Genomic DNA, 24,809 nt, shown 5'->3' with positions numbered 1-24,809 from the left:
ATAAATTAATCCATTCAGAAAACCAACTGCATATCGTGCAATACATCATATATTTCAATCGCCACTAGATCGATATCATCAAACTCAAACTCACGGAATTGACGATGTTCCCGGACCCACCATAGGCCTTGAACCTGATCATAACTTACCTGCAAGACCTCAACCCCATACACCTCAAAACGGCGTAACTGATACTCGCCATCAGTGGCCTCAGTCATCGCTCGTAGCCGGGTCATTATCTGTTTTAAATCACTAGTTGGTGAACTTAAAGGCATATTCATCACCTCTTTTAATCATACTGCTTAGTTGGCAAAATATAGGCAATTATACCAGCAAAAATACCAAAGTAGTAGGTAATCAACCGCCATAGCAGAATTACTAAGATCAAGGTAGCTGGGTTACTAACAAAAGGCGTAAAAAGTAACTTAAAACTCAGCTCAGCACCACCAACTCCACCAGGAACGGGGAAGAGTGAAATGACCATGACAATCATAATGTTCATCGTGACAATTAACCAAGGATTTACCTCGGGATAACCGAAAGCTCGAATCACAAAATAAGGAATCATATAGAACACAACTAACTGTAACACTGTCCAAAAAGTCGATTCTAACAAGGCCCGCTTGTTTTTAATAACCCGTCGAGATTCAAAATGGAAATTATTAATTTTGACTTCGATACTGTCAACGATTTTTTGATAGTGTTTAGGACTAGTAAAGTGACCAATCAACCGCGCCGTCAAATGAACCAACTTTAGGGTAAATGCCGGCCAAAACATTACCAGCAAAATTCCCACAATCACAATGGCATGAATAAAAATCGCAAAAGGAATAAATTCAGCAAAAGTATGGTCAACATATTGATAAATAAAATTATCAGCAGCACCATAGGCGACGATAAAAAAAAGGACAACCACAATTTGGTAGACTAAAAATTTCATTAAAATGGTCGACAAAGCCCGACCGGTTTCGATTTTAGCCTTGGCCAAAGCAAACAACTGGGCCGGCTGTCCTCCACTAGCAAAGGGGGTTAACCCACTACCCAATAAGTTCATTAGAGGAACCTTAATTAAAGTAGTCCAATGGATGTGTTCTTGATCCTTAGCACTCATTAACGCCCGAGTAGCCATCGCCTCCAAGAGAATGGAAACCACCATCATGACTAAACCGGCAGCTAACCAACGCCAATCCAAAACACGCAAAGCCTCTTCGAGTTGCTTACCCTTCCCCTTAAGCTCTTGAACCAAATAATAAACCGTAACCGCCGTTAGTATGACTACGATACCAGCAGAAATCTGATTACGTTTTGACATCATCTTCTCCTTGTTATTAGCCATGTTATTGACTAAGGACTTTATCATAAGTTTGGGCTAATTGCTGCCCAATAACTGCTAAATCTCGCGCTTGAGCGACTTGATAACCAGCCTCGGTTAAATCAGGAACTTGCCTACTTAAGATAGCATCCATCTTTGTTTGAAATTCAGCGACGTCTTTAGCTTTGTAACAATTTTTTTGGTCAGTCAACCAAGGGTCATAGACTGGAATATCTCGAATCAAAGCATTTTGCTTAGAGGCCAATGCCTCCAAAACAACAATCCCTTCGGTTTCTTCAAAAGAAGGATATAAGAACAAATCGGCTCCCTGATAGGCACCCAAAATGACATCCCCAGTAATATAACCAGCAAAAATCAAATTATTCGGATGAGCCCCTTCAACCACTCGCCGCACTTTGGCTGGAATTAATTTAGGATCAGTATAACCAAACCATATAAAAGTAATATCAGGATTATTTTCCGCTAATTGAACAAAATCAAAAATCCCCTTACGTTCAAAAAATAAGCCAACACTAATTACTGTTTTTTGATCGGGGGCTAAACGGAAATAATCCCGAAATTTTGCAACTTTATCACTAGATTGCGCATATTTAGCCAAATTAATACCATTTGAAATTGGATAAATTGGCTGCGTTAAACCATAACTACGTAATAGACTTTTAGAATATGGCGTCGGCGTAATTAGCGCATCACCTTGACGATATAATGAAACTAAATGATGCTTATAAAAAGGGGCAATCCAGTTGGAACCTACAAAAGAATTACGAAAGTCCTCATAGGTTGAGTGGGCATGATAAACCACTTTTTTGCCCATTCGATGCGCCCGGTGAACCATATGCATACTGTTAACACCATAAGTATTAATGTGCAACAGATCATAATCACTACAATGTGGGTCAGTTGTGACCTCCACATTGGTATGCGATAAGGCTTCCTGTTGTAAACGCATTGCCCGGCCAATACCGGACTTAGAAATTAGTTTTTGGTTTTCAAAATATAAAAGTACTTTCAAGTTAGTTTCTCCGGAAGGGATTGCGCAAAATTCGCTTAATGTAGCCAATCTCTTCGTCATTCAAATATTCTTCTTTATCTTCATCCGAAGTTTGTGTTGAGCGATAATTTTCCAATACTTCTTCATAGAAGTTAACTACCCGAGTAGCAAAGGTATTGGCATCGACGTTATACATTTTTTCCTTACGAATTTCACTATCAGCAACTGTTTGAGGATTATTTAAGTAAAATTCAATTCCTTGTAAGAACTCATCATAGTCATCAACTAAAGTCCCAATAGCCGGACTATCTACCAAATTGTCTAGATAAGGTGAATGAATAGCTACAAAGGGACGATCAGCCGCCATAGATTCAATAAAGGTCAATCCTTGGGTTTCAGAATCAGAAGAGCTGACAAAAACATTGGCCATTCGGTAGTAGTCATAAACTTCTTCATGTCCCACCATACCGGCAAAGGTAATGTGATCTTGCAAATCTAAATCATCGACCTGTTCTTCTAAAGTTTTACGAGCCGGTCCGTCCCCAGCAATCACTAACTGGGCATCTGGATAAGACTGTAACAGTTCTGAAAAAGCCGAAATCGTCATGGTAATATTTTTTTCAGGAGCTAATCGACCCAATGACAATACCACTGGTTGTTCGGGCGTAAATCCATATTTGGCACGCAAATCGACCTGATCTTCTTTCACGTCTGGTAAGGCGACGCCAGTTGGAATCACTGGGATTGGAATATCAGTCACGCCATAGCGAATCAAAGTATCACGAACCAATTGCGAGGGCGCAACCACCCCAGACATTCCCTTCAAATAGGCCTTCACCAAGGGGCCAACCCCACTAGGCTTTAACAACATACCGCGGGCAAAGTAATTCGTATAATCTTCATACATTGTATGATACGTATGTACCACTGGTATCTTCAATCGACGAGCAACAAATTTCCCCATCAAGCCCAAAGAAAATTCTGTTTGCGTATGAATAATATCTAGATCTAATTCTTTACCAATTTCAACGGTTTGAATTAGCCCCCGAAAGGTAACACGACGGTCTTTATAACCGAAGTATGGCATACTAGAAAAACGATACACATGCGTTTCATCCGCATCTTTGGCAATTTTAGGATCAGTAGCGGTAAAAATATATACCTCATGACCTTGTGCCTCTAAGGCATCTTTTAATGTTTGAATGGAAGTGACAACCCCACTCACCTGTGGTAGATAGGTGTCGGTAAATATTCCTATTTTCATAATTAACCCCAATATTTGAATCAGATTAAGTGACGGCAATAATGCTAGTATATCATTATTAAAAAACCATTCCAATGTAAAAAGCGCTTCCGTCAATACGACTGGAGCGCTTTTTATTCTTATTCAAAGACCATCTGATTATGATACAAATCGGCATAAAAACCATGCTCAGCCAATAATTGGTTATGAGTCCCCTGCTCAATAACGCGACCATCTTTTAAGACCACAATTTTATCAGCTCCCAGAATCGTTTTTAGCCGATGGGCAATCACAAAACTAGTCCTACCGGCAATCACATTATTCATAGCTTCTTGAATTTTGGTTTCCGTCACAGTATCCACATTTGAAGTGGCTTCATCTAAAATTAAGAAATCGGGATTAGTTAAAATTGTCCGAGCAATGGATAATAGTTGTTTTTGTCCCGTTGAAAAAACCGAGTTTTCATCACTAACCTGCGTCTGATAGCCCTCTGGTAGGGACATAATAAATTCATGAATATTAGCCTGCTTGGCGGCTCCAATCATTTCTTTATCAGTCGCATTAGGTTTTCCAAATTTAATATTTTCAGCAATCGAACGACTAAAAATAACTGATTCCTGTAAAACAATCCCAACCTGATCTCTAAGTGATTTTAAATCAACCTGACGAATATCGACCCCATCAAATGTTATTTGACCGCTGTTGACATCGTAAAAACGATTTAACAAGTTCATCACTGTCGTTTTACCAGAACCAGTTGGCCCAACTAAGGCTACCATTTGCCCCTTTTGAACATCAATTGATACATCGTGTAAGATTTCTTGTTTAGTATTGTAACCAAAACGAACTTGATCTAGTTGTACACCATTTTTTAAAGCAGGCAAAACCGTACCACGAGCCTGATCAACTTCTTCCGGTTCAGCTTTAACCTTAGTTAAACGACCGGCCCCAGTAATGGCCAATTGCAACATATTATAAATCGAAGTCAATTGGCTAATTGGTTGATAGTACTGCTGCGAATAATTAACGAAAACTACTACTAAGCCTAATCCAGTCGCCTTACTCATGCCACTATGCAAGACTAACCACGAACCAAAGAAAATGACAATTGCCAAATTTAGTAAAGACAGACCTTGCATTAAAGGCATCAGCATCCCTGAATAAACCTGTCCTTTATAAGTTTCTTCTTTCACTTTTTCATTATAAGGATCGAAGTTACGAATCGATTCTTGTTGCAATCCTTCGGTAATGATAATCTTCTCACCATTCACCTGCTCATTAATGTACCCATTCATCCGACTAATTGCTTGCTGTTGATGAGTAATGTGATAACGAGCCCGTCGAATAATAACTAAAGCCACCAAAATAGCTATCGGTGTCAAAGCCATGGTCACCCAGGCCATGATAGCACTTTGCTCAAACATCATCCAGATGACGCCTAGGAACAACAGACCCTGCGAAAACACCTGGAAAATAGCCTGATTCATGGCATTAAAAATATTATCCAAATCCGAAGTAAATAGCGAAAGAATTTTACCGTCTTGATGCGTATCAAAATAACGAATCGTCATCTTTTGCAACTTGGAAAAAAGGCTCACACGCATTTCCCCAGTTGACTTGGCACTAATCCGACTGGTAATTAACCCTGAGGCCACCAAGCCAATTTCCGTTAGGCCATAAAAGAAAACCATGGCCCACAGGGCATTATAAAAACCATTCATACTAGCCTGATGATGAGTCGTTGGGTTCAAATACTCACCTAAGTAAGTCGCCAAGGCGGTAATGGCCTGGCCGAGATACACCGGTGCTTTAATTTGGGCGTAAGTTCCCACCAAGACCGCAATCATAGCAAATAATAGGCCCCGCCAATAACGTTTTAAATAATTATAAAAATAGACAACTGCCTGGATAAATTCACGCATTGTTAGTCCTCCTTTGCCTTTTGGGTTTCATAAATTTCACGGTAAATTGGTGAAGAATTTAGCAGTTCGTGATGATTACCAGCGGCTACTAGTTGGCCCTGATCTAAGACTAAAATTCGATCCGCATGAATAACCGAACTAATTTTTTCGGCAATAATTAGGGTTGTTGTTCCCTGTAAATCATGATTTAAGGCTTCTTGAACTAGCTTTTCACTGCGGGCATCCAAGGCAGAAGTCGAATCATCTAAAATTAAGACCTTGGGTTTGCCAATCACCCCTCGAGCAATTGACAAACGTTGCTTTTGACCACCAGAAAAATTGGATGAACGTTCATCAACTTCATGATTAAAACCATCCTCATAACGATCAATAAATTCAGACGCTTGAGCAATCGTGGCCGCCCGTTTCATATCATCAGTATCGGCTTGCGGATTACCATGCCGTAGATTATCAGCAATTGACCCCGAGAAAAGGATGGCTTTTTGTAACACCAATGATACTGCTTGCCGTAAGGAGCGCTCATTGACCTGTTTCAAATTAATATTACCAACCGCAACTTCCCCCTGCGTAGGATCATATAAACGAGGAATCAGCTGGGCTAAAGTTGATTTACCGGAACCAGTAGCACCGACAATACCCACCATTTCGCCCGCCTTGATATCAAAAGAGATATCCTTTAAGGCCGGTTGGTCATCACCAGGGTAGGTAAAACTAACATGTTTAAAACTAACACTCCCATTTAATTTTTCTTCCGGCGCCTTAGCGTCATAGACAATATCCGGTTCAGTTGACAAAACCGCTTGAATTCGTCGCAGAGAAACAAAACCACGCGAAGCAAAAGTTGAAACCATCCCACCAATCATAATGGCAAACAAAATCTGCATTACATAAGAAATAAAAGGCGTAATTGCAGCTAAATTATCAGGATACCCCACAATATCCTTTCCAACTAACAACAAGGCCGTACCAATTGCCAAATACGAAATCACCATAAAAATTGGAAACAAGAAGTTAAACAAATAGCCAATTTTAATATTCACATCCACCAAGTCATTGGTGTTATTGGAAAAACGTTCAATTTCACTGTCTTCTTGATTAAATGACTTGACTACTCGAACACCCTGTAGATTCTCTTTAGCCAAAGTATTATTCAAATCAATTAGATTTTGAATTTTAAAGAAATACTTCCCCATTTGCTTAAAGATTCCCCGCGAGGATAGTAAAATAGCAACAATCATTAAGACCACAATCCACCACAAACTAGGAATTGTAAAAATAGCCAAAACCACAGCACCCACGAATAAGATGGGAATCCGCAACAAAGACTGCAATAGGGTCATAATTAGCTGTTGTACCTGATTGACATCATTAGTCATCCGAACTACCAAGTTTCCAGCCGAAAAAGTTTCAATATTACCAAAAGAAAAAGTTTGGATTTTACGGTACTGTTCCGCCCGAATATCAGCCGCAATTGACTGCGACACTTTAGCAGCCAAAACAGTATTAAAAACACCGGCAACAATACCGATTACCGCCAATCCAACCAATTGAACGCCATATTCGATAACTTGACTTTGCTTATCAGCAATAATTGCTGAAATCATTTTTTGCAGTAAATGTGGCTGCCAAAGTGAAGCACCCGCCATAACAATTACGGCTAAGACAGTAAAAAATATTTCAAGGCGATACTTTTTAGCATGCCTAAGTAGAATCTGCATAATAATCCCCTTCCAACGAACTGGAATTATTTCCCAGTCAGAGTAGCCATAATCTTAACACAATCAAACTTAACCCGCTAAACTTTACTAAAAAAGAGGCCTAAGGCCTCTTTAAACAATCCATAATTACTTTTCAGATTCAGTCTGAGTCGCAGTGCTTTGTGAATCAGTGGTTGATTCGCTGACTTCCTTAGGAGCAGTTGAATCATCAGTAGTTGCTGGTGCAACTTGAGCTGTTTCAGCAGCCTTAACCGTGCGAATAGCTGTTAAATCAAAAGTTAAAATAACACCTTCGGCGTTTAAATCAACCGTTTGCTTTGCAGTATCAACACTTTCAACTACGGCGTGCATACCACCGATAGTCACCACGTGGACCCCTCTCTTCAAGTTATTCTTCATTTCTTCTTGACGAGCCCGTTGCTTCTTTTGATTCCGTGACATTAAATACAACATGGCAATAATCAAAACTAGGGGCAAAATAATATTCATTGACATAAAATAGAACACTTCCTTATTTTTCTTAACAACAATTATAACAAACTTTAGAATAGACGGGCATTCGGTTTATTGTAACCATACTCTTCCATCACTTGTTCACGGAATTCTAATAATTCATCATTTTCAATTGCCCGCCGCATATCTTCCATAAACTGCAGTAAGAAGCGCAAATTATGGGCCGAAGCAATCTGAGCTCCCAGTAATTCATGGGCATTAAATAAATGATGTAGATAGGATCGCGTTAAAGTCTGGAAAGGATTAAAACCCGGAATATCATACTGGGCTAAATCACCAAATTGATTAGTACGGATGGGATTATCAGAGTAGTAGGATAAATCAGCATCAATTGGTGTAAAGTCGTTTTTATACTTAGCGTTGCGAATCACTACCCGACCATGGCGCGTCATTAGGGTACCCTTACGGCCAATTCGAGTTGGTAGCACACAATCAAACATATCAATTCCACGCATAACACTATCAATCAAAGAATCCGGTGCGGCTACGCCCATCAAGTAACGGGGTTTATCTTCTGGCAACAGTGGCATAGTAAAATCAAGCACTCGGTTCATTTCCGTTTTAGATTCTCCGACCGATAGACCACCAACGGCATACCCTGGTAAATCCATCTTAACTAATTCTTGAGCCGATTCAGTTCGTAAAGCCCGAAAGCCAGCCCCCTGTACAATCCCAAACAAGGCCTGACTATCCGTCTTCTTATGATATTGCTGGGCCCGGTCGGCCCAACGCAAAGACCGCTGCATCGATTCTTTCACATAATCATAAGGTTCAAAATATGGAATAGCTTCATCTAACTGCATCATCACATCCGAACCCAAATTGTTTTGGATTCGCATGGCAACTTCAGGCGACAAGAACATTCGGTCCCCATTCACGTGGTTTTGGAAGGTAACCCCTTCTTCTTTTAATTTACGAGCATCTGACAAGGAGAACACTTGAAAACCACCCGAATCCGTCAAAATCGCCTGATCCCAGCCCATATATTTATGTAACCCGCCGGCTTCAGCAATTAATTCATCTCCTGGTCTTACCCAGAGATGATAAGTGTTACTTAAAATAAATTGAGAACCAATTTCTTTTAAGGTACGGGCATCGACACCCTTAACAGCACCCTGGGTTCCGACTGGCATAAACATTGGCGTTTCAAAAACACCATGAGGCGTATGAATCCGGCCGCGGCGAGCGCCAGTATGCTTTTCAGTATGTAAGTGTTCATACCAAACCGCTGGTTTTTGATCTGTCATAGTAACTCCATATTTTCTGTTTAAAACACTCTTAGTAGTATAACACGCTCCTAAATACCTACGATTACCATTCCCCTATCAGCCCATAACTTTGATAAGATGAAAGAAAAATACTAGAAAGAGACATTGATTCATGGAAGAAAATTATATCGCCCGAATGCGGGCCAAAGTTGGGCATGAAGGCATGATTTTTGTATCAGCTTTTGGGGTTCTTTGGAATCGGGAACACACTGCTATTTTACTGGAAAAGCGCTGGGATGCAGAACGCGGTTGGGGATTTCCTGGTGGTTACCTAGAATATGGTGATTCACCCATGCAGGCCGTCGTACGTGAATTTAAGGAAGAAACCAATTTGGACGTTGAAGTTGTCCGAATGTTAGGATTATCAACTAATGTTACTGAAAAAAATTCTTGGGGCGATGCCCAAGAAACAATCGGGATTGGTTTTGAAGTCCGCCAAATTGGCGGTTCTTTACAAAAAGATGGCACTGAAACCTTAGATTTACAATTCGTACCGGTAGATCCTGAGCCAGTTATGTTTGTACCGCAAGCCCAAGCAACACTACACCGGATTTTAACCGAGAGTGAACATTCTGAGCGCCCTTGGTTACGCGAAAATAGGCAATAAAATAAGCACCCAGACTTGGGTGCTTATCGCCATTGGACTTACATTATAACTACGATAATAAGTAGAATTTTGGAGTGTTATAAATCTTTGTTACTGTCCTGATAAAAAACAGTCCTGTAGTCAAAAGCCAATCCAACGCTCCATAGACCCGTAACAAAATACAAGTTGGTAAAAAAATTGTATCATGTTTTATTGGCCTATTCTAAATCTGCTACTAAAAATAAAAAAACTGCAATCAAAATGTAACAATTGTTATTATATTTTCACCTAATTGCTCGCACTTAGTGGCTGTGCATTTTAAAGGAGTTCCCGTCGCACTAGAATATCGCGTTGAATTTCTTCTCCAAAGGTAAAATCATGCTCACTAAAAGCATGAAAATCCATTTTTTCATAGAAACGAATCGCCTTGGCGTTATGTTCCCAGACACCTAACCAAACATAGTCCTTACTTAACTGCTGTCCTTGCTCGATAGCATTGTTAATTAGTTGACTTCCCAACCCTAAACGCTTATATTCTTTTTTGATATACAGGCGCTGAATTTCTAACCCGTTTTCCTTTTGAAATTCAGTCTGTGCCTCTCCGACGTTCAATTTCATATAGCCAGCCAAATTTCCTTCATGGTAAAGAAACTGGCATTGGCTCTCTGGATTAACCAGTTCTTGGGCTATTTGGTCAACATTATAATTCTCTTGAAAATATTGTACTAAATTACGCTGATTATCTTCAGTACCAAAAGTATCTGCAAAGGTTTCCATGCCAATTTTTTGTAAGGTTAGGATATCGGCTAGCTCTACCTTAACTAATTCATTCATGTACCTATCTCCTTGTGCCACTTATTACTGTGTATTGTAGCCTATTTTAACAAAAAAACTTTCAATCCAACCAAATGGACTGAAAGTTTTTTATTAACTAATTATTAAATATTAATGGAATTGCATACCACCATCAACTTCAAGGGTTTGACCGGTAATATAATCCGAATCTGATCCGGCTAAGAAAGCAACAGCGTTAGCTACATCACTAGCCTGGGACAAACGACCCAAAGCAATATCTTTAGCGAAACTTTGCATGCCCCAAGCATCATCCTTACCCGCATTAGCCCCAACTTGATGAGCAATATCGCGCATCATCGGTGTATCAACAATACCAGGTGCGTAGGCATTCACCGTAATATCTTCGGCTGCCAAGTCACGGGCGGCAACCTGAGTCACACCACGTACAGCAAACTTCGTACCACTGTACAAAGCTAAATTAGGATTACCAACTACACCAGCTTGTGAAGTAGCATTGATAATCTTACCGCCATGGCTAAACTTTTTAAACATTTCATGAGCAGCTTGGATTCCCCACAAAACACCCCCAACATTGACGTGGTAAACCAAGTCAAATTGTTCTGGTGTAATGGTATCAATTGGTGTAGTTGGACCTAAGCCAGCGTTGCTAACCAATACGTTAAAATCACCGAAAGCATCAGCAGTTTGTTGCACTGCTGCAAAGACACTATCCCGATCAGACACGTCCACTTGCACGGCGGTCGCTTGGCCACCATTGTCATTAATCGACTGGGCTACGCCTTGAGCTGTTTCTAAATTCAAATCAGCTACTGCAACAGCAAAGCCGTCATCAGACAAACGCCTAACAATCGCCTCGCCGATACCCTGTCCACCACCAGTAACCATCGCAACTCTCTTCATTACGCTATCCTCCTAACCTTTTTCATCTTGATGATAACGCTTTCATTTAATTTTTTCAAGAATTATATTCCAATGAACTTCTCTTTGATTTATCCCAATTATTTCTAATAATCGCATAGTAGTCACTTCAGTAGTTATTTATTTGCAAGCACTTTTACTGCGGTTTTATTCATAATTTATCCATTTTTGGTATATGATTTTATTACACCTCTAAACTAAGATTAGTAACATGGCAGGACAGCAACATGGTATCTACAAACAAAAATTTTGGTAATACAATCCGAAATATTCGCCTGGAAAAGGGCTTTTCAATTCGACAAGTCGCTTTACAGGCTGGCATGGCTAATTCATACATATCGCAACTTGAAAATGCTAAGCGTAACATCCCCAAACCCGAAACGCTATATAAATTAGCACATGGCTTACGCGTTTCAAACGAAGAAATGCTCAGTGCTGCTGGCATTATTCAGCCCCACCTATTAACTACTTCAGAAGTTTCAATACCTAAAAATAACGACTTTCTACCGGTTTATCGGCAAATATCAAGTGGCTATCCCCAGGGAGCCCAAGAAGATATCGACGGCCGCATTCGAGTTAATGATGATTTATTAACCAAATATGGTTTAGAAAATCTCTTAGCTTTTCGAGTACGGACCGATGGTATGAATCGGATTATTCCTAAAGGAGCGATTGCTATTTTAGCCAAAGTAACCCCGTCTAAAATAATGAATGGCGATATTGAAGCTGTCATTATCGGGATTGAAGCGGCCACACTTCGGCATGTCTATAGTTATCCCGACCGAATTCGACTCGAATCTGACACTTGGTTATCCGATAGTTTTAAAACCCTAGAATATCGTTATCATGACTTTGAAAAAAACAGCTCACCGATTAAAATTATCGGCAAGCTAGTCCAAGTTATTATTAATTTTGAATAGTTTCCAATAGCAGTGGGCATTCACTGGTCATCCATTTATCTATTTCGTCACTAGAATTAATGTTACTAGTGATACAAGTCCCACTACATATAGGCTTCCACTCGTCCGTTATATCTCTCAACATAAACCCAATAGCTCTTTCAACTTTATGACCAGTGCTGTAAGTCCTAGATAATTAGGCCACCAACGGTATACATCAACTCCTCTTTTCACCGATGTCTATACTCATATAGACCGTTGGTATAAGTCCTAATCTACATAGTTGGGCGAATCTTCAACTCATTAACCTTATCAATGGGCATTCTGAAAATACTTAGTGTTCCTACCAATCTGCACGCTATTATCAGATATAAGTCCCATTACATACGTGCTAGGGATCACGTTAAAAGCCAACTACGTATATACCTTGATATACGAATTCAATTCTAACAACACGTCTTCGGACGCGTACATAGGGCCTTCACCAGCAAATATATTTCCTAAATGAACATTGCTACTAACATACATTACAATTTTACTGATGATGTAAGCCCCCTACATATTCAAAAAGCTCGATTATTTTGATAACAATCTCGAAATTTAATTTGTCCAAATTCCGAAGTTCATATCATTTTCATCGAGCATTTTTAAACTATGAATCCAAAATATCAACCAGCTTATTTTGAATTAGCAATAATATCTCTAATTTCTTGTAAGATCAACAATTCTTGATTGGGCTTTGTAGTTTCTTCTTTAGGCTTAATCATGTATTTATTGATAATCTTAACCAACACGAAGACCACCAAGGCAGTAATCAAGAAGTTGATGAAATCATTTAAAAATGCTCCATAACTAAAAACAAGATTGTTAGTAACAACTAGTTTTAAATTCGATAAACTCGATGCTTGACCCGTAAAAACACCAATCAAGGGGTTAATTAAATTAGTCGTCAATGATTTTACTAAGGCAACAAAGGCTGTACCAACAATCACACCGACAGCCAAATCAAAGATATTGCCCTTGGTAATAAAAGTCTTAAACTCATTGAAAAAATTTTTCATTTTTATTCTCCGAAATCATCATCATTCTCGTAAAACAGCAAAAGGTTTCGCTTTATAACAATTAAATCGAAACCTTTTTCATATTATTTCTTAGTAATTTGGTCTAGTTGTTCTTTTGTTTTTTCCGCAAAGTTTTTGGCTGCATCTTTGGCGTCAGCAGCCAATTCCTTAGCTTTACCCTGGGCTTCTTTAGCCTTCCCTTCCAATTGATCCTTGGTAGCATCTAGTTTTTCTTCAAATGACATATGCAATTCTCCTTAGATTTATTACATTTAGTATACATGAAAATTTTCAATTGTATACTTTCATTTTCATGTTTTTAAATTTAAGTGGCCCTTTTTGAATAATATATCAGGAATTAATTTTATGATTGGTATGATTTCTTATTTTTAAAAACATACTGTTCATTAAATAATTTGTAGAATTCCATTCTACAAAAATGAATTCATCCAGATATTACCAATAACGTTGTATATGCTGTAATTATTAATGGCCAAACAACACTAAAACATGTTTTCCAGTCTCCAGACCGTATAAGTTTTGAACCTGATAACTGGTTATCTGATTTAAGCCATTTGAGTAGCAACATGAAGATATACAGAATGATAACCCTCCTATTCAAATTATCAGTAAATTGGTGAGCGTTAGTCATTATTTTTATAAGACCAAGGCCGAAAGAAACGACTCTATGAGCAGTTCTGGAATAAAGAACATAATAACAATTCCAGCAAAATTGAAAGACAACTAAAAGATGCCGGAGTTACTGATACATATGATACAAATAAAGAAATTCGTTGTTCTTAAAGATTTTGTAAAAGCAGTTGAGAATATAATCTATGCAACAGGCAGCCGGATCGTTTTAATCATAATAACTGATAGGCGGATAATGTTCCTCAACAAAAATATACTTATAGGCGCTGATTATAGAAAAATACAACTAAACCAAATAAATGTCGTTTCTTACTCTACGTGTATTGCTCTTGGTAATATCTCTATTACCAACTGTTCAAATACCACACTTATAAAAAACGTTAGTAAACAAACTGTTTCCATTTTTATCGATAAATTGAATAATTTTTTAGATAAGCAAAAGAGTTGTAGTGCTGATCATCAACAACCAAACAGTTTTCTTGATAATCTAATAAAGTTAAAAGAACTACTAGACAATGGCATTATCACCCAGAAAGTTTTTGAAACGAAGAAGAAACAGATTTTAGGTATATAAAAACCCCGGGCATAAACTGCGTTGGATACGTATCAATCAAATAAAAAAGGCCACTTAATAAAGTGACCTTTTTTATAATATATTGATTAATATATTAAGCTAGTCCCCATAGATGGGCTGTAGTAATAATTGTATCTACAATACCTTGGAAAATTGAAATCCAATTGTGGTTCATAATACCAGTTACAATTCCCTGCATTGCATTAGTTAGTTGAATCATGTGTTTTCTCCTTCTTTATATACACTCAACAACAATAATTATTATAAATAACAAATATACCAATTTCAAGTATTAATTTTTTAATCTCTCAATATCATTATTTTTAAAATTAAAAGAAGTATTCATAACTTCAATTTATAAACGTGGTAAGTCTTGGACGGTTAACGTTACTTATTCAAATGGATGGTGAGCATCACAGAAAAACAAAAAATTGATTTACAGCTAAATCTGATACTAGTGAATCGACTACCGGTATAGAACAACAGAAAAATATTGGATAATTTAATACCAGTAATAAATTATTTATATGATGAGTGGTTTAACATCTTTAAAGAGCCACATATCACTAAAAAAAAAAACAGGCTCTTGATATAGAGTTTCGCACAATAGGATTTTAAAGAAATGGTCTGCTAAAAAATTTCAACAATTAATTGATATGGTAAAAATTATGTTTTATCGTCTGTAAGTCACGTTAAAAATAGAATTTTCAGCTTTGTTAGATATGATGTCAACAAAAACTAGTAAAAAAGAATTAAAATTCTTAGAGTATAACGATTTAAACTACTTAATTAGTAACACTAAGCATTCAAATATCATTACATCAAGAATGATTTATACAGTCTGTAATACCGGAATACCATTATGCTGAAATCGCTGCCTTAACGCCAGATGGTTTTGACTTTGAGAATAATCAAATCATTAAAAATAAGTCTTTGAATGAAGTTGATAAAATATTTAAAAAACAAAAACTGTAACATCTAATAGCACAATAGATGTACCCAACGAATTTATTAATGTCGCCAATAATTGAGATATGTCTGGTAAATTTGCATTCAATAGTCAAAATGAATCATCGCCTACTAACAACACTTGTAACAAACAATTAAAACATATTCTGAAAGAACATGGCGCTAAAAAAATCACGTTTCACGGTTTGAGACATACACATGCTAATTATTTATTATCACAAAAAATTGCAATCTAATATGTATCTGAAAGATTAACACGCTGACGCAAATATAACACTTAGTACATATGATCATCTGTTACAAAAAAAAAACAATCAAGATATTAGATAATTTGTAGCACTCTGTTCTAAAAAGATTGTTTTAACTTGAATTAATTTGATTAAATGAACTAACTATAAACCCATTTATATCAACGAACACAAAAAAGAAAGGCTATCTACTATTTTACAGTAGATAGCCTTTTATAGCCCCAGAGGGAGTATATATAATGCTGTTATATCAACGCTTACACGTTTATGGGAACTTTTACGGGGCGTTTTAGTCAATTAAACCGCTCAATAGTTCGGCTGTATTATCACTAGCTTGCCTCGTTATTTCACTATAAACATTCAAAGTGATTGAGGCGTCTGCATGACCCAGATAGGTTTGAACTTGTTTAATGGTTGCCCCTCGATCTAATGCCAAAGTTGCCCAGGTATGTCGTAACTTGTGCATTGATAGGCCACTAGCTACGCTATATCTTGCTGACACATCGTGTAGCCATTTATTCGGCCTTAGTACCTGCAAAGTCTTACCGTCGTGATTAAACACATAATCAGTCGGGCTATTATAAATGCTGGACTCAAACCATCTAGCTAGTATCCTCATCATCTCACTATCAATCTTGAGCGTTCTTTGACTAGTTCGCGACTTAGGCGCTTTGATATAAGTACCACCATTTAGGCCACGTCCTAGCGCCTGCTCGATATGAATATAGTTATGTTCAAAGTCAATGTGCTGCCATTGTAACGCTAGTAACTCCTCAGTTCTCATCCCCGTAAAGGCGGCTAATCTTAATAACGTATAGGCTTGCTGATTGATTTTAGAGTATTGACTATCTAACACCTCGATAAAGGCCTTAAACTCGTCAACATCCATAAACTTAGGCTTTAAATCTGATACCTTGCGTTGTTTAGGTAAATCAATCTGATCAAAAGGATTACTAGCCAGCATACCAAAGCGCACAGCCATATCTAACAACTTACGAAAATATCCCACTGCTTTACGGTAATAAATAATCTTACTTTGTAATGTGTTAACATATTGCTGTAAGGCTAAAGGCTTTACATCGTTGGCCAGTGTGTTGCCCCAAAAAGGTAGGATGTACAGCCTAAATATTCTTAACGTTTTGTTTAGGGTACTTTCTTCTACCGTGTACTGGTAAGTGTCCAGCCACATCTCATAGAGTTGTCTGATCGTGAGAACATCAGGTAGCTCTTTTTTGTTGTACTTACTTTGGCCAGCTTCAAACAGTACTTTTTCGTTGTTGAGCCAAGTTAAGGCACTGCGTTTACTGCTAAAACCTCGTTTCTTTGCTTTGGCTGGGGTATTGTCTGGCTGTCTACCTAGATAGCCTTGAATCTCCCAGACCTTACCTTTTTTCGTTTCAATCTCTCTTACATACATTGGTCTAGTTACCTTTTATAGCTTTCTAAGTCCTATCAGCTATGTACAGAATGCAGTAATTGGGGATGAAAAAAGGTGCTTTAATCACTATTAGCAACTAACAGTAACTAAAACACTTTTATTCTGCCCTATATCTGCCAATCTGTACAGTGTAACGGTGTTATTTTTGGTTTTTAGGGGTGTTTTTACACTTTATTTAGACATTTTTTAGACCTGTATGCCTTGGGGCTGTAAGTCGTTTGTCGATTTTAGACATATTCTCAATTCCTTATAAATATATTCTTTTATATATACCTATTATTTTTTCTTAAGATATAAAATAATGTCTAAAACATCTAAAGGGCTTAGAGCCCCAACGGTTTGCACTCTAAAATAAGTCTAAACTTTTTCGAAAAACGCTAGATAAAACCCTAAAAACCTAACTAATTTAGTCCATATACCTAAAATTTATAATCCTACGCCTTACTTTATTTGGCTCTTCATCTAATTGGCTTACAGACGCAGCAGGCTTAATGGTATACCCAATTTCTTGCAGCCGTTTTAAAAATGCTCGATCAGTTACCTGCTCTTTATGGCCTCCGTCTTTAAAATCTTGCACAAATTTAAAGTAAATACTTTTAGCTGTTGGTCGCCTACCCTCACACACTTGTAGGTGTTCTTCTGCCCACTGCTTAATATCATCGCCTTGGCTGTACCATTCCTTAGTTGTGGCTTCAATACTGGGCGTGATACTCATACTATTACGCTGAATGGCCTCGTGTTGTGCCTTAATAGCTTGGTAGACAAACGCCCCGCGCTCTTTCAAATAGTCCGCTTTGTCTTGCTTAGCACCCGTGTATTTATCTCCTACAGCGGGTATGACAATGACACGCCGCTCAATACCAATATCTGGCGTGATATGTGGGGTGTCATTGCTGGTAAAGAGTAGCTTGGCATGGTTCATAAACTGAAAGCCATTCTCGCCCTTAAATTGTGCCGTCATCGTATCATCACCAGTAGCGTTTTTAATAGTGGCCGTGGCTGTTATAAACTTACTCTCAATATCGTTCTTAATGTTAGCAAATTTCCCGTATAACATCCCCGTGAGAAATTTCTCGGTAGCAAGTTGTAAGAGTGATAGACTGGCCGTGTTTTCTTGTCCTACTGTTGCCCGGATGATTTCAGTTAAAAAGGATTTTCCCGTACCGGCTAACCCCTGAATAATAACCAGGTATTGAAAGGGCTGGTATTCTCTACGAAACATACTTCCGACAAATTCAAGCATGAATTGACTGTTCTCGCCTAACACTCGATTAAAAAGCTTAGTTGTGAGTGGAGTTGCTTGATTGGCTCTAATGTCAAAGTTAAAACCACCCAGAATATAGAGACTGGGACTATTGGGCAACATCTCCATTGTGTCGCCATCTAGTGCCGTATTTTTAAACGATACTAGGGCAGGACGTTGCTCAAATATCCCAATTAAATCATCTCTAGTCGCTGTATCTAATAGATTTTGTAAGGCATTGGTAACCCGATTAGGGTTGCGATAAGTAGCCAGTAGCTTAGCGATTTCATTTCTTAGCATGTTGTCCCGCTTCGCCTTGGTTTCTAATGCTACCCAGTATTGTCCATTGTAGTAATAACCTGATAAGTTATTAGACGTGTTAAAAAAATGCGTTTGTTCTTTGATTAAATCAGCAACCTCTAGTAAGTCGATTTTTTCAACTTTACCCTCACGGTTCATATAGACCCAACTAGGAATATCAGAGTTATACTGCTCTACTTCCTGGAGCTCTCGGCTTAATTCTTCAATATCTGGCATAGATTAAGCCTCCATTCCTTTGTATTGTTTTCTTTGCTGATTGATTCGCTTTCTTCGAGCGATCTCTTTCTTAGCAACACTCACAAAGATGGTCTCAAGCTCGCTAGTTGGTAGTGGCTCATTACTGCGGGCATTGATCTCACTGACAATCTCAGTCGCTGTTTCTAGTAACATTCCCTTAATATTTAAGAGATAACCAAATAGGCTAGTGGCCTGGTCATTTCGTTGGCCAGTAGTAAAGCCATCTCGCACCATCTCCCAACGCTCTACAGTGCTGTAACGGGCTTCCCTGTGCTTGTGGCTGGTCTTAGTTGTTCCCAGCTTTCCAACCCAATCAGGTACAGGCTTAATCGTGTTCAGCGGTGTAAGGGCTCGGTATACTTTTCCATCAACTTGGGACGGTGCCACAATCACACCCCCAGTCGTCAACATATCAACACTCTCAAGGGCTTTGATATGGTGGTTTAGTTTCTGACCGTTATTAAGCCGATAAAAGGCATGTAACCCATCGCCTGCCGTACGTTCGATATAGGTTTCTTGCAGGCTTTCCGGGTCTACACCATTGCTCTTGAAATACTGGCCAAGCGACTGAACCCCGTTGCCCGTATGCTTATCCATATCAATCACAATCAAGGGGCTTTTATCTAAATCAATGCCAATATTACCGCCCTTATATTGGGGATGATCGGCTACCCATGCTCGTAAATCAGCAAGTCTATTAAAGCTGTTCTTATAACCGCCCTCGGTAGCGTTGTGTTTGCTGTTTGGTAAGGCCATGAATACATAAGCACCTAAATCCAGATAACTTTGAATAACTGCTAATTGATTGGCTGCCATTACTCAAACCGCCTTTCGTGTTGCCGTAAACCGTTGGCTCGCTCTCGATAGCTATTAGCGTTCTTCTCAAGCATACGGACGTTATACCAATACTCAGAACTAGTCTGTATCTTAAACACGCCACCCCGCTTTGTACGTGAACTGCCGACAAGATAACCACGACTAGCCAGAGCGTGCAAAATTGTGTAGAGCCTGCGCCACGGTACATGTAACTGTAAGGCTAGATCTTTAACCTTGATAGCGTTAGCAGCACCTATAGGCAAGGACTCATATACTCGCTTTTCAATTCCGGTAAGTTGTTCTTGGTGCCTTACTTCGGTCATCCTTACTTCGGTCATCCTATTACCTCCTCTAGGGCGTTTCTAGCCGTTTCAATGTGATCAGTCAGCAACTAACGGCGCCACTTAATTTAGTAGCTGTAACAATTAAATTAGCCCGTTTAAAGTTCTCTAGCTGGCCTTTTTCGGGGATGATCGTAGGCAAGCTAACCGACTCATTTAGCAAAATATTTTGTAGCAGGGCTATATATTCCTTAGCACTATCAATCAGAGCCAGTTCTTCTTTTAGCTTTTCCCGTGTGTAGTCGTCCATTAGTTGCCCTCCTGTGATTTCACTGTGGCTTGCTCTAGTTTGTCTAGCAATTCCCCCACCTCACTATCAATAAATAATTTAGTGTCTAAAAGCTGGTTTAAACGTTGTGATACGGCTTCGTTGGTTGGCATACTCTGCACGTCTTCGATAACGTCCTGAAGATGGTCTAAAAGAATGCCAATGTGATCCATTTTTAAGCCAGTGGCGTCAATTACATCTAAAAATAAAGAATTGGATATTTTTCCCTTGTTATTCGTTGCTGATTTCATCTATAATTACCTGTATAAGAGCTATTAAAAAGGCTTTGTTATCGAGTTCATTCCGTCCAAGTCGCCAAACTTTTAGAGGAATGTTCTTTTTTTATGCCCTTTTTCATGCTCTCCCTTTCCTATTTCCTACGTGTATCGTCTTTCCCTGTGTTATAGCCAATGTCATAGGCGGCCACGATTGCCACCAAGAACACAACGACACTGCTACAAATACTAAATAAGTGATCCATGTACTACCTCCTAGTAATAGTTCTTTATTGCCTGGTCAATTTCATCACGGTCGTATCGCTTACCAAAGTCAGTAACCTTGGCCTGTACTCGACCCGTTTTAATAAGGTGCCGTTTAAAGGTATCGACTGCACACCCTGAATATTCAGCCGCCTGTTTCAAGTTCAACCACCTAGGCCAGCGTTGGGCTGCTAATAACGCCTCAAATTGTTCTGCTGTGCGTGCCATTGCTACGCTCATGCTTATACCTCCATTCCTTTTAATCGCTCTGGTTGTTTAATAGCTTTTGCTATCGCTATGAGTTGCTTATTCATGTCATTAATTGTCTGTGTAGGTGCCACAATGTTATAAAACGTTCCAAAGGGCACGCCATGCAGGTAGTGTTCTTTTTGCATGTCCACTAACTTAGCTGGTTGTTGGTCTAAATACTGATCAAACTGATTAATCACATCCTGCCAAAATTCAGCATTTTCACGGCCATAGCGGTTACTCGTCACTGTATGAGCTAGCAGCATACGTGCTCGTCCAGTAAAGTAGGCCTTTAATAACTGTCGTGGTGTCATTTCATCCCCTTTTTAGTCTATTTTTACCATTTCAAATGGCTTTAATACTTACTTTTTCCTGAGTAAGTATTCGCTAATACTGCGACACACAGTCGCAATATTCCGATTAGGTTTCGGCATTTCAAATGCCAAAACCCCATATATCAGCAATCTATTAGGTTTTGCGATTTGAAATCGTTAAATTATCTAAAAGTCTGCTAGTAACTGACGCTTAATATCCTGGTACTCTTTGCCATCTTGGATATATAAAGCGATGTGCTGCTTAACTCGTTCTAGGCGTTGACTCTGAACACTATCCAAGGCACTTTGTGGGTCATCCACCCCATAGGCATTTTTATATTGGGCTTGGGTCATGCCAGTAGTACAAGAGAATGCTAAGCGGTGATAATTACTGTAGGCGTGCTTATCGTCAGGTAGATATTCCTTAATCGTCTCAGCCAGCCCAATGTTTAGCAGGCGGTTTACTTGCCGTTCTACCCTGCGTTTATCAAGTTCTTGCTTCATTTCATAAAAGGCATTTACCAAAGCGTCTTTAAAGTCCAACACCTTATCAGTATTTCGTAAGTAAGTGATTAGCACCGTTGCTTGTCGCTCGTTATAATGCCAAATTTTGGAAGATCGTTGCTTACTTAAAACGGATTTCAAATCCGTTTTATCTTTTACTTTTTCTAATGAGTAATGCAATTTACCAAACTTCTTTAACCGCTCCTTGTGTGTTCTTGTTAGTCGGTTGATACTTTCGATATCTACCCCACTAAAATCAGAGATAACCTTTGCTGTCGTAAAGGGCTCTTTTGTTAGCCCGTGATAATAAACTAGTTCCATGTTTTTTCCCCTATACCTTCTCTGCTAGTAGCCAATCATTCAGCTTGTCAAATGTCCGTTCCTGAGCTGTATCTACTTTGCGATTGATAATGCGTGAAATTGTCACGCTATTCACGCCTGTCTGTTCTGCTAACTGCCCAAAATTAAGTCGCTCTCGTGCTTGTTTAATTATTAGGGCGTCAACAAAGTTCTTTGTCAGTGCTTTCATGTTTACTCCTTTTACGTTTTTCGTACAATAACAAAAATAATGTTACTGTACGTTTTTCGTAAAGTCAATATACTTTTTCGTTTTTCGTAAAAAATGTTATTATTCTATTAGATAAACTAAAGAGGTTATGTTCTTGAAAAATAATAGAATTAGAAAAATGAGGGAAAATGAAAACTTAACTCTCGACCAATTATCAAAAGCCATCGGTGTAAGTCACGCTACCTTATCAAGGTACGAAACCGGTGTCGTTGAAAACGGAAAATATGAAGTATGGCAAAAGTTGGCAGATTACTTTGGTTCGCCGATTTCCTACCTACAAGGCCGAGACATAATTGACCTAGATAACGTTATTAATCAGGACACAAAAGACCCCGAAACCATTGAAGAACTAAAAGTAGCCCTACAAAATCTAATAGCTCATTACCCAAACTTTTCGGACATTTACCCAAATTTTTTTCCTAACGTTTCTCAGCAAATTAAATCTATTACTAAACCCTTACAGGTTGTTTCTGATGCTATGGCTATGGCTAAGTCAAATTCAAACACAGCTAAGCAGGCAAAGATACAAATAGCACAAATTAGTAAGTTATTAGACAATGACCAACTCAACCCCAATCAAAATGCCTACATTGTTGAAGCAATCAACTTATTACTATCTGATAACGCCAGCTCTATTTATACTATTTACTATGTAATGCACTTCCTAAATGTGGCCATCAGTGATCCGTCCATATTTAAAGAAGATCCAGATTTTAAATCAGAGTTAATCAAGATTCTTAGTGAGTTGTTAGATGAGCTAGACCCCTCAACCAATACAGGTAAACAAAAAAACGCCCCCAATGAGGACGGTAGCAGTAAGAATGTAAACAACAATGGGGATGAGGAGTAAGTACATGAAAAACAAACAACATAACAACGACTACCAACCGCCAACAGACGCCCTTTATAGAAAGCCATGGTTTATCGCCCTAGGCGTTATTGCCGTGCTGTCTATGATTGGTTACATTGCCTTTCTAGGTTAAGAATGGCTATACAAGGTGATGAATAGCAACTTGTCATAACTTGACACTGTTTAACTCTAAACCTGGGAAAACATGAAAATTTTACGGCCTAAAAATCTAATAAAGCCTAATAAGAAAGGGCCACACCATGAAACACAAGCGCACTATTATAGTCTCAATAATCGTTATTACTGCCCTAGTAGTTGGTTTTACTATCTTTGCTACTGGCAACCATAAGCACACGACTAGCAAGCACGAGACAAGCCACAAGAGCAGTAAAGTAAGTAACTCTAACTCTTCTATTTCATCTAGTATGGCCTCAAGCTCTAGCCAAGTATCCAGCATTCAAGCGCAAGCTACTAGCCAACAAGTGGTACAGCAACCACAAAGCCAAGATACAGAACAGCAACCTGTAACACAAATACAACAGGACACAGCCAACTATCAGCAACTCGATCCAGCTCAATCCAGTAGCACACCTAATTATCTAAAGTCTGGGGATGATGACTGGGTAAAAGGTCAACGAGAATGGGCTAAGGCGCACGGGTATGATAACAACGGCAACAAGGTAAGCGGTCAAGATGGTGCTAACCAGTCCAGCGCTACCAACCAACAAGAAAGCTGAATAACCACACAGAAAGGAAACTTAAAGCTATGGGAGATGCCTGTAATATCTGCCAATGTGGCTATATACACCCACTTATCTATCAAGTACTTTAGTATTTTGGCAACGTTACAAGCTAAAGTATTGGAGTAAATAAATGGTGAATTTTCCACTAATCACAATGTTGTATCTAGGTGTAAACCTTGATTTTATGCTTATTTTATTGATGCTATTGAACACATATAAGTTTAAAAATGTGCTTATTGGCTACCTGTCTGGCATGTTGCTAGTCTTCTTGATAAGTGTGGTAGCTGGTCAAGCTATTCAGTCCTTAATACCTGAGTGGTGTATTGGTTTCTTGGGTCTTATCCCTATTATCATGGCCATCAAGGGAGAAGGAGACAACGAGGAGCAACATAAAAGCACCACTAAAGAAGTTATGAGCGTGCTACTAATCTATCTAACAAGCTGCGGAGCCGATAATATAGCAGTATATGTCCCAGTGTTGGCTACTATCCCAGCCCAATCTATCGCATTAATTGCACTATACTTCGTTGTATTGACAATTATTATATTAATCGCTATCAACTTTATAAAAGAGTATGCACCAGTTAAGAAGATGCTAAATAGATGGGGTGAGCCACTAACCCGCTTGATCTACTTTGCTATTGGTCTATTCGTAATGATTGATACAGGCTTGTTTACAGAACTATTTAAGCTATTACATCTACAATAAATAAAAAAAGAGGCCAACC

At 38.7% G+C, this 24,809-nt stretch carries 31 protein-coding genes; 8 read left to right on the top strand and 23 right to left on the bottom strand.

What is annotated here, in order from left to right:
* Nucleotides 1–14 precede the first annotated feature (14 nt).
* The 8 genes from M4974_RS00295 to tgt form a co-directional block, all read right to left on the bottom strand.
* A complete protein-coding gene (locus M4974_RS00295; RefSeq protein ID WP_248705726.1) occupies nt 15–275 on the bottom strand; it encodes a YkuJ family protein in 261 nt (86 codons plus the stop codon).
* A 14-nt stretch (nt 276–289) separates the two neighbouring features.
* Nucleotides 290–1,312 carry a lysylphosphatidylglycerol synthase transmembrane domain-containing protein gene (locus M4974_RS00290; protein WP_248705727.1) on the bottom strand — a complete coding sequence of 341 codons (1,023 nt, stop codon included), beginning with the start codon at nt 1,310–1,312 and terminating at the stop codon, nt 290–292.
* Between the two features lie 25 nt (nt 1,313–1,337).
* Nucleotides 1,338–2,345 carry a glycosyltransferase family 4 protein gene (locus M4974_RS00285; protein ID WP_248715699.1) on the bottom strand — a complete coding sequence of 336 codons (1,008 nt, stop codon included), beginning with the start codon at nt 2,343–2,345 and terminating at the stop codon, nt 1,338–1,340.
* A gap of 1 nt (nt 2,346) precedes the next feature.
* Nucleotides 2,347–3,588: a glycosyltransferase family 4 protein gene (locus M4974_RS00280; RefSeq protein ID WP_248705729.1), complete on the bottom strand. Its 1,242-nt coding sequence runs from the start codon at nt 3,586–3,588 to the stop codon at nt 2,347–2,349.
* A gap of 119 nt (nt 3,589–3,707) precedes the next feature.
* Complete coding sequence (locus M4974_RS00275; RefSeq protein WP_248705730.1) at nt 3,708–5,489, bottom strand: ABC transporter ATP-binding protein; 1,782 nt, start codon at nt 5,487–5,489, stop codon at nt 3,708–3,710.
* A 2-nt stretch (nt 5,490–5,491) separates the two neighbouring features.
* Complete coding sequence (locus tag M4974_RS00270; protein WP_248705731.1) at nt 5,492–7,207, bottom strand: ABC transporter ATP-binding protein; 1,716 nt, start codon at nt 7,205–7,207, stop codon at nt 5,492–5,494.
* Between the two features lie 126 nt (nt 7,208–7,333).
* Nucleotides 7,334–7,702, bottom strand: coding sequence for a preprotein translocase subunit YajC (gene yajC, locus M4974_RS00265; protein ID WP_248705732.1), 369 nt, complete (start codon nt 7,700–7,702; stop codon nt 7,334–7,336).
* Between the two features lie 47 nt (nt 7,703–7,749).
* Nucleotides 7,750–8,967 (bottom strand): tRNA guanosine(34) transglycosylase Tgt, encoded by a 1,218-nt coding sequence (tgt, locus tag M4974_RS00260; protein WP_248705733.1) that lies wholly within the window; start codon nt 8,965–8,967, stop codon nt 7,750–7,752.
* Nucleotides 8,968–9,100: 133 nt separating this feature from the next.
* Here tgt and M4974_RS00255 point away from each other — a divergent pair, with 133 nt between their 5' ends.
* Nucleotides 9,101–9,595 carry an NUDIX domain-containing protein gene (locus M4974_RS00255; protein ID WP_248705734.1) on the top strand — a complete coding sequence of 165 codons (495 nt, stop codon included), beginning with the start codon at nt 9,101–9,103 and terminating at the stop codon, nt 9,593–9,595.
* Between the two features lie 297 nt (nt 9,596–9,892).
* On the opposite strand, the gene M4974_RS00250 is transcribed toward M4974_RS00255, so the two are convergent.
* Together M4974_RS00250 and M4974_RS00245 are read right to left on the bottom strand one after the other, a co-directional pair.
* Nucleotides 9,893–10,408, bottom strand: coding sequence for a GNAT family N-acetyltransferase (locus tag M4974_RS00250; protein ID WP_248705735.1), 516 nt, complete (start codon nt 10,406–10,408; stop codon nt 9,893–9,895).
* Nucleotides 10,409–10,519: 111 nt separating this feature from the next.
* Nucleotides 10,520–11,290 (bottom strand): (S)-acetoin forming diacetyl reductase, encoded by a 771-nt coding sequence (locus M4974_RS00245; protein WP_248705736.1) that lies wholly within the window; start codon nt 11,288–11,290, stop codon nt 10,520–10,522.
* Nucleotides 11,291–11,535: 245 nt separating this feature from the next.
* Here M4974_RS00245 and M4974_RS00240 point away from each other — a divergent pair, with 245 nt between their 5' ends.
* A complete protein-coding gene (locus M4974_RS00240) occupies nt 11,536–12,228 on the top strand; it encodes a helix-turn-helix domain-containing protein (protein WP_248705737.1) in 693 nt (230 codons plus the stop codon).
* A gap of 656 nt (nt 12,229–12,884) precedes the next feature.
* Here the strand turns inward: M4974_RS00240 and mscL are convergent.
* Complete coding sequence (gene mscL / locus M4974_RS00235) at nt 12,885–13,268, bottom strand: large conductance mechanosensitive channel protein MscL (protein ID WP_248705738.1); 384 nt, start codon at nt 13,266–13,268, stop codon at nt 12,885–12,887.
* An 83-nt stretch (nt 13,269–13,351) separates the two neighbouring features.
* A complete protein-coding gene (locus M4974_RS00230; RefSeq protein ID WP_248705739.1) occupies nt 13,352–13,513 on the bottom strand; it encodes a hypothetical protein in 162 nt (53 codons plus the stop codon).
* Between the two features lie 527 nt (nt 13,514–14,040).
* Between M4974_RS00230 and M4974_RS00225 the strand changes: the two genes are divergently transcribed.
* On the top strand, nt 14,041–14,493 hold the full coding sequence (locus tag M4974_RS00225) for a PH domain-containing protein (RefSeq protein WP_248705740.1): 453 nt from the start codon (nt 14,041–14,043) through the stop codon (nt 14,491–14,493).
* A gap of 94 nt (nt 14,494–14,587) precedes the next feature.
* Here the strand turns inward: M4974_RS00225 and M4974_RS07855 are convergent, their stop codons facing one another.
* A complete protein-coding gene (locus M4974_RS07855) occupies nt 14,588–14,713 on the bottom strand; it encodes a hypothetical protein (protein ID WP_256465505.1) in 126 nt (41 codons plus the stop codon).
* 814 nt (nt 14,714–15,527) lie between these two features.
* Here M4974_RS07855 and M4974_RS07900 point away from each other — a divergent pair.
* Nucleotides 15,528–15,698, top strand: coding sequence for a tyrosine-type recombinase/integrase (locus M4974_RS07900; protein WP_353961317.1), 171 nt, complete (start codon nt 15,528–15,530; stop codon nt 15,696–15,698).
* 301 nt (nt 15,699–15,999) lie between these two features.
* On the opposite strand, the gene M4974_RS00220 is transcribed toward M4974_RS07900, so the two are convergent.
* From M4974_RS00220 to M4974_RS00175, 10 genes are all read right to left on the bottom strand, one after another.
* Entirely contained in the window at nt 16,000–17,127 is a 1,128-nt protein-coding gene (locus tag M4974_RS00220) for a tyrosine-type recombinase/integrase (RefSeq protein ID WP_089939359.1), read from the bottom strand.
* A gap of 427 nt (nt 17,128–17,554) precedes the next feature.
* Nucleotides 17,555–18,928, bottom strand: a complete 1,374-nt coding sequence (locus M4974_RS00215; protein ID WP_089939357.1) for a DNA primase family protein — start codon at nt 18,926–18,928, stop codon at nt 17,555–17,557.
* A gap of 3 nt (nt 18,929–18,931) precedes the next feature.
* The gene (locus tag M4974_RS00210) at nt 18,932–19,765 is read right to left on the bottom strand and encodes a bifunctional DNA primase/polymerase (protein WP_089939355.1); all 834 of its coding nucleotides are present in this window, start codon (nt 19,763–19,765) and stop codon (nt 18,932–18,934) included.
* Nucleotides 19,765–20,103, bottom strand: coding sequence for a hypothetical protein (locus M4974_RS00205; protein WP_089939353.1), 339 nt, complete (start codon nt 20,101–20,103; stop codon nt 19,765–19,767). Before M4974_RS00205 ends, M4974_RS00210 begins: the two co-directional genes overlap by 1 nt.
* Nucleotides 20,104–20,149: 46 nt before the next feature.
* Nucleotides 20,150–20,356, bottom strand: coding sequence for a hypothetical protein (locus M4974_RS00200; protein ID WP_089939351.1), 207 nt, complete (start codon nt 20,354–20,356; stop codon nt 20,150–20,152).
* Nucleotides 20,356–20,625, bottom strand: coding sequence for a hypothetical protein (locus M4974_RS00195; RefSeq protein ID WP_248706602.1), 270 nt, complete (start codon nt 20,623–20,625; stop codon nt 20,356–20,358). The genes M4974_RS00200 and M4974_RS00195 overlap by 1 nt, the downstream gene beginning before the upstream one ends.
* 240 nt (nt 20,626–20,865) lie before the next feature.
* Nucleotides 20,866–21,093, bottom strand: a complete 228-nt coding sequence (locus M4974_RS00190; RefSeq protein WP_243400728.1) for a hypothetical protein — start codon at nt 21,091–21,093, stop codon at nt 20,866–20,868.
* Nucleotides 21,094–21,095: 2 nt separating this feature from the next.
* Complete coding sequence (locus M4974_RS00185; RefSeq protein ID WP_089939347.1) at nt 21,096–21,416, bottom strand: hypothetical protein; 321 nt, start codon at nt 21,414–21,416, stop codon at nt 21,096–21,098.
* Between the two features lie 186 nt (nt 21,417–21,602).
* On the bottom strand, nt 21,603–22,241 hold the full coding sequence (locus tag M4974_RS00180; RefSeq protein ID WP_089939345.1) for a Rha family transcriptional regulator: 639 nt from the start codon (nt 22,239–22,241) through the stop codon (nt 21,603–21,605).
* Nucleotides 22,242–22,251: 10 nt separating this feature from the next.
* Nucleotides 22,252–22,449, bottom strand: coding sequence for a helix-turn-helix transcriptional regulator (locus M4974_RS00175; RefSeq protein ID WP_089939342.1), 198 nt, complete (start codon nt 22,447–22,449; stop codon nt 22,252–22,254).
* Nucleotides 22,450–22,576: 127 nt separating this feature from the next.
* Here M4974_RS00175 and M4974_RS00170 point away from each other — a divergent pair, with 127 nt between their 5' ends.
* The 4 genes from M4974_RS00170 (at nt 22,577) to M4974_RS00160 (ending at nt 24,790) form a co-directional block, all read left to right on the top strand.
* The gene (locus tag M4974_RS00170; protein WP_089939340.1) at nt 22,577–23,338 is read left to right on the top strand and encodes a helix-turn-helix domain-containing protein; all 762 of its coding nucleotides are present in this window, start codon (nt 22,577–22,579) and stop codon (nt 23,336–23,338) included.
* A gap of 4 nt (nt 23,339–23,342) precedes the next feature.
* Nucleotides 23,343–23,471 carry a hypothetical protein gene (locus tag M4974_RS07850; protein ID WP_256465520.1) on the top strand — a complete coding sequence of 43 codons (129 nt, stop codon included), beginning with the start codon at nt 23,343–23,345 and terminating at the stop codon, nt 23,469–23,471.
* Between the two features lie 127 nt (nt 23,472–23,598).
* On the top strand, nt 23,599–24,075 hold the full coding sequence (locus M4974_RS00165) for a hypothetical protein (protein ID WP_133240786.1): 477 nt from the start codon (nt 23,599–23,601) through the stop codon (nt 24,073–24,075).
* 136 nt (nt 24,076–24,211) lie between these two features.
* Nucleotides 24,212–24,790 carry a cadmium resistance transporter gene (locus tag M4974_RS00160; RefSeq protein WP_089939337.1) on the top strand — a complete coding sequence of 193 codons (579 nt, stop codon included), beginning with the start codon at nt 24,212–24,214 and terminating at the stop codon, nt 24,788–24,790.
* The last annotated feature ends 19 nt before the right edge of the window (nt 24,791–24,809 follow it).

Source organism: Convivina praedatoris (assembly GCF_933208495.1).
Classification (GTDB): Bacteria; Bacillota; Bacilli; order Lactobacillales; family Lactobacillaceae; genus Convivina; species Convivina praedatoris.
Note: the sequence above shows the minus strand (reverse complement) of the source record. Positions and strands in the feature narration are given on the sequence as shown.

Excerpts from the sequence above, each read along its gene's own strand:
- M4974_RS00170 (WP_089939340.1), top strand. The coding sequence starts at position 22,577 with ATGTTCTTGAAAAATAATAGAATTAGAAAAATGAGGGAAAATGAAAAC.
- M4974_RS00270 (WP_248705731.1), bottom strand. The coding sequence starts at position 7,207 with ATGCAGATTCTACTTAGGCATGCTAAAAAGTATCGCCTTGAAATATTT.
- M4974_RS00290 (WP_248705727.1), bottom strand. The coding sequence starts at position 1,312 with ATGTCAAAACGTAATCAGATTTCTGCTGGTATCGTAGTCATACTAACG.
- mscL (WP_248705738.1), bottom strand. The coding sequence starts at position 13,268 with ATGAAAAATTTTTTCAATGAGTTTAAGACTTTTATTACCAAGGGCAAT.
- M4974_RS00175 (WP_089939342.1), bottom strand. The coding sequence starts at position 22,449 with ATGAAAGCACTGACAAAGAACTTTGTTGACGCCCTAATAATTAAACAA.
- M4974_RS00160 (WP_089939337.1), top strand. The coding sequence starts at position 24,212 with ATGGTGAATTTTCCACTAATCACAATGTTGTATCTAGGTGTAAACCTT.
- M4974_RS07900 (WP_353961317.1), top strand. The coding sequence starts at position 15,528 with ATGTCTGGTAAATTTGCATTCAATAGTCAAAATGAATCATCGCCTACT.
- M4974_RS00180 (WP_089939345.1), bottom strand. The coding sequence starts at position 22,241 with ATGGAACTAGTTTATTATCACGGGCTAACAAAAGAGCCCTTTACGACA.
- M4974_RS07850 (WP_256465520.1), top strand. The coding sequence starts at position 23,343 with ATGAAAAACAAACAACATAACAACGACTACCAACCGCCAACAGACGCC.
- M4974_RS00205 (WP_089939353.1), bottom strand. The coding sequence starts at position 20,103 with ATGACCGAAGTAAGGATGACCGAAGTAAGGCACCAAGAACAACTTACC.
- M4974_RS00200 (WP_089939351.1), bottom strand. The coding sequence starts at position 20,356 with ATGGACGACTACACACGGGAAAAGCTAAAAGAAGAACTGGCTCTGATT.
- M4974_RS00230 (WP_248705739.1), bottom strand. The coding sequence starts at position 13,513 with ATGTCATTTGAAGAAAAACTAGATGCTACCAAGGATCAATTGGAAGGG.
- M4974_RS00240 (WP_248705737.1), top strand. The coding sequence starts at position 11,536 with ATGGTATCTACAAACAAAAATTTTGGTAATACAATCCGAAATATTCGC.
- M4974_RS00250 (WP_248705735.1), bottom strand. The coding sequence starts at position 10,408 with ATGAATGAATTAGTTAAGGTAGAGCTAGCCGATATCCTAACCTTACAA.
- M4974_RS00220 (WP_089939359.1), bottom strand. The coding sequence starts at position 17,127 with ATGTATGTAAGAGAGATTGAAACGAAAAAAGGTAAGGTCTGGGAGATT.
- M4974_RS00275 (WP_248705730.1), bottom strand. The coding sequence starts at position 5,489 with ATGCGTGAATTTATCCAGGCAGTTGTCTATTTTTATAATTATTTAAAA.
- M4974_RS00225 (WP_248705740.1), top strand. The coding sequence starts at position 14,041 with ATGATACAAATAAAGAAATTCGTTGTTCTTAAAGATTTTGTAAAAGCA.
- yajC (WP_248705732.1), bottom strand. The coding sequence starts at position 7,702 with ATGTCAATGAATATTATTTTGCCCCTAGTTTTGATTATTGCCATGTTG.
- M4974_RS00190 (WP_243400728.1), bottom strand. The coding sequence starts at position 21,093 with ATGAGCGTAGCAATGGCACGCACAGCAGAACAATTTGAGGCGTTATTA.
- M4974_RS00210 (WP_089939355.1), bottom strand. The coding sequence starts at position 19,765 with ATGGCAGCCAATCAATTAGCAGTTATTCAAAGTTATCTGGATTTAGGT.
- M4974_RS00215 (WP_089939357.1), bottom strand. The coding sequence starts at position 18,928 with ATGCCAGATATTGAAGAATTAAGCCGAGAGCTCCAGGAAGTAGAGCAG.
- M4974_RS07855 (WP_256465505.1), bottom strand. The coding sequence starts at position 14,713 with ATGATTCAACTAACTAATGCAATGCAGGGAATTGTAACTGGTATTATG.
- M4974_RS00280 (WP_248705729.1), bottom strand. The coding sequence starts at position 3,588 with ATGAAAATAGGAATATTTACCGACACCTATCTACCACAGGTGAGTGGG.
- tgt (WP_248705733.1), bottom strand. The coding sequence starts at position 8,967 with ATGACAGATCAAAAACCAGCGGTTTGGTATGAACACTTACATACTGAA.
- M4974_RS00185 (WP_089939347.1), bottom strand. The coding sequence starts at position 21,416 with ATGACACCACGACAGTTATTAAAGGCCTACTTTACTGGACGAGCACGT.
- M4974_RS00245 (WP_248705736.1), bottom strand. The coding sequence starts at position 11,290 with ATGAAGAGAGTTGCGATGGTTACTGGTGGTGGACAGGGTATCGGCGAG.
- M4974_RS00195 (WP_248706602.1), bottom strand. The coding sequence starts at position 20,625 with ATGAAATCAGCAACGAATAACAAGGGAAAAATATCCAATTCTTTATTT.
- M4974_RS00295 (WP_248705726.1), bottom strand. The coding sequence starts at position 275 with ATGCCTTTAAGTTCACCAACTAGTGATTTAAAACAGATAATGACCCGG.
- M4974_RS00165 (WP_133240786.1), top strand. The coding sequence starts at position 23,599 with ATGAAACACAAGCGCACTATTATAGTCTCAATAATCGTTATTACTGCC.
- M4974_RS00255 (WP_248705734.1), top strand. The coding sequence starts at position 9,101 with ATGGAAGAAAATTATATCGCCCGAATGCGGGCCAAAGTTGGGCATGAA.